This is a genomic window from Anaerosporobacter sp. (assembly GCF_965301125.1).
The window spans coordinates 41,780-45,355 of the sequence record NZ_CBDLAM010000008.1 but is presented as its reverse complement, the minus strand read 5'-3'; the positions used below and the strand labels follow the sequence as shown (position 1 = coordinate 45,355).

The window sequence follows — 3,576 nt, the reverse complement described above, 5'->3', positions numbered from 1 at the left end:
AAACTTCCTCCTAGCATTGCTATGAGGAATAATGTTTTTTCTGGAATTCTCCACTCGCCACGTTTGGCTTTGTTTTTATCAATTCCCATGCTTGAGAAACCTATAAGATACATAATTAACAAATAAATAAGTATTACTACTAAATTGTTTTCCCTTATGTATTCTATGAAATTCATACATACCTCCATTATAATTATTATAGCTATATAAAGAAGAAAAGAACGCTTGTATAATTCAATGCGTTCTTTTCTACCTTTTTACATTATAACGATTCTATTCTTCCGTTGATTCAACTGCCGCTTGCACTGCTTCTTCTGAAATTTCTATTCCTAGTTCCTCTAATTGTTTTTCCTCTACGATATTAGGAGCATCTGTCATTAGACAGGAAGCATCCTTTACTTTAGGGAATGCAATTACATCACGGATACTATCTTCTTTAGCCATTAGCATAACAAGACGATCAAGTCCATATGCAAGTCCAGCGTGTGGTGGTACACCATATTTGAATGCATTTAATAAGAATCCAAAACGATCATATGCATCCTCTTTGCTGAATCCTAGTACTTCGAACATCTTCTCTTGTACATGATTTTGGAAGATTCTCACGCTACCACCACCGATTTCTGTACCGTTTAATACGATATCATAAGCCTTCGCTCTTACTTTACCAGGGTCTGTATCTAATAATTCAAGATCTTCTTCCATTGGCATTGTAAATGGATGATGTTTAGCAACATATCTTCCTTGCTCTTTTGAATACTCTAATAATGGGAACTCTGTTACCCATAAGAAATTGTATTCATTCTTATCAAGTAAGTCTAAATTTCTAGCAATTTCAAGACGTAGGTTTCCAAGTACATCGAATACGATATCATCTTCGTCAGCTGCGAATAATAATAAGTCCCCTGGTTTACCTTGCATAGCATCTACTAATGCAGTTAATTGCTCTTCTGTCATGAACTTAGCGAATGAAGACTTGTATGTTCCATCTTCATTGATTGATAAGTAAGCAAGACCTTTTGCTCCAAATCCTTTCGCAAATTCTACTAAAGCATCAATCTTCTTACGAGGCATTGCACCTTGTCCATCTGCATTGATACCTCTTACAGATCCACCCTTTTCAAGAGCACCTGTGAATACTGCAAATCCGCAGTCTTTCACAACGTCTGATACATTCTTAAGTTCCATTCCAAAACGTAAGTCTGGTTTATCTGAACCGAAACGATCCATAGCTTCTGCATAAGTCATTCTACGGATTGGTAATTGAACATCAATACCGATAGTTTCTTTGAATAATTTCTGTAATAACCTTTCATTTACTGCGATTACATCATCAACGTCAACGAAAGATAACTCCATATCGATTTGTGTGAACTCTGGTTGACGGTCAGCACGTAAATCTTCATCACGGAAACATTTTACGATTTGGAAGTAACGGTCATATCCAGAACACATTAATAATTGTTTGAATAACTGTGGAGACTGTGGTAATGCATAGAAATTACCAGGATGAACACGGCTAGGAACAAGGTAATCTCTTGCACCTTCTGGTGTACTCTTAGTAAGCATCGGAGTCTCAATTTCAAGGAAACCTTCATCTGCTAAGAATTGTCTCGTTAATGTAGCTACTTTACTTCTCATAATAAGATTTCTTTGAAGATCTGGTCTTCTAAGATCTAGGTATCTATATTTAAGACGTAAGTCTTCTTTCGTGTTACTCTCTTCTTCGATTGGGAATGGAGGAGTTTCTGCTTCTGATAAGATACGAAGTTCTGTCGCACGAATTTCAATATCACCAGTTGCCATATTCTCATTAACAGCACCTGAACGTGCTTCTACTTTACCTACTACTGCAATAACGAATTCACTTCTTAATTTACCAGCTTTATCAAATCCGTCTGTTCCTATATCATTCTCATCAAATACGATTTGAAGAAGTCCCGAACGGTCTCTTAAATCCACGAATATAAGACTACCTAAATTTCTTCTTTTTTGTACCCAGCCCATTACAGTTACATTCTCACCGATATTGGCTTTCGATACTTCTGTACATCTGTGAGTTCTTGATAACCCACGCATTGATTCTGCCATGTTGTATTCCTCCATTTTTTCACTATTACCTATTCACTATTCCTTTTGATAATAGTTTTATTATACCATAAATGCAAGTGTATTTATTTTCTAATAAAAGATTCTATAGAAAATAAGCCTCAATTTTATCAAGTTCTACTTCTACTTGCTCATGTGATTCCATATTTTTGATTGTTGCTTTGCCACAAGCAATTTCATCTGCGCCAATGATTACTGTATTCTTAGCACCAATTTTATTTGCATATTTCATCTGTGCCTTAACACTTCTGTCCATATAATCTGTTTCTACAACAACACCTGCATTACGTAAGTTATTAACGATTCGGTATGCTGCAGCTTTTGCTTCTTTACCAAGAATACCTACGTATAGTGCAGGTACTGTTTCTGGTTCAAGTTCTACTCCTTCTTTTTCAAGGAAATAGATAATTCTCTCAATACCCATACCAAAACCGACGCTTGGGATATTCTGTTTTTCATCGATTTCATGAACAAGGTTATCGTATCTTCCACCGCCACATAATGTGAATCCTTCTTCATTAACGAATTCAAATACTGTCTTCGTATAATAATCAAGACCACGAACAATTCCAGTATCTATTTCATATGGAATTTGTAGTTCTGTAAGTAAACTTTGTAATTCTTCAAAATGATCACGACATTCATCATCAAGATATTCAATTGTTCTTGGAGCTTCTTTTACGATTTCTTTACAAGTAGGAACCTTGCAATCTAATACACGAAGTGGGTTCTTTGTCATTCTCTCTCTACAAGTTGGACATAGTTTCTCTTTGTGTTGTTCAAGATAAGCTAGTAATGCATCATTATATGTCTTACGACAATTCGCACATCCTATACTGTTAATGTGTAATTTTGCATCCTTTAAGCCGATTTCACGTATAAATGTAGTGATTAAGGTAATTAATTCAACTTCTGCTAATGCACTTTTTGATCCTACGAATTCAACACCAAATTGATGATGTTGACGTAAACGTCCACTTTGTGGTTGTTCATAACGGAATGCTGGTGTTACATAAAATAACTTAGTTGGACCACTTTCAGCATATAGATTATTCTCTAAGTATGCACGAATTGCACCTGCTGTACCTTCTGGTTTAAGGGTAATGCTTCTATGTCCCTTATCTTCGAACGTATACATTTCCTTTTGAACAACGTCTGTTGTTTCACCAACACCACGTTGAAATAATACAGTATGTTCGAATACTGGTGTAATTATTTCTTTAATGTTGTATGTTTTACATAGCTTTCTAGCTAAACCCTCGATCAATGTTCTCTTATGCATATTACTGCCATACCAATCTGCGGTACCTTTTGGTCTTTGTGTTATCATGTAACTCCTCCTTTACTATTTCAATCCGTTTACTACTTTCTCATACTATTAATTTTAGATCTTCATTCTCTTTATTTATTTTTATAAGGTTCTTTATTTTCTTAAATTCTTGTGAGTGAACTAATTCAAGAAATGCT

The 3,576-nt window shown here is 35.2% G+C and carries 3 protein-coding genes; all 3 read right to left on the bottom strand.

Translation table 11 applies throughout. The annotated features are described in order from the left end of the window. A partial coding sequence (locus tag ACW2QF_RS01780; protein WP_455714277.1) for a DUF1294 domain-containing protein occupies positions 1–113 on the bottom strand: 113 nt, incomplete at its 3' end. A gap of 160 nt (positions 114–273) precedes the next feature. Beyond that, entirely contained in the window at positions 274–2,091 is a 1,818-nt protein-coding gene (gene aspS, locus ACW2QF_RS01775; protein WP_455714276.1) for an aspartate--tRNA ligase, read from the bottom strand. A gap of 103 nt (positions 2,092–2,194) precedes the next feature. Beyond that, positions 2,195–3,439, bottom strand: coding sequence for a histidine--tRNA ligase (gene hisS, locus ACW2QF_RS01770; protein WP_455714275.1), 1,245 nt, complete (start codon positions 3,437–3,439; stop codon positions 2,195–2,197). Positions 3,440–3,576: the final 137 nt, after the last annotated feature.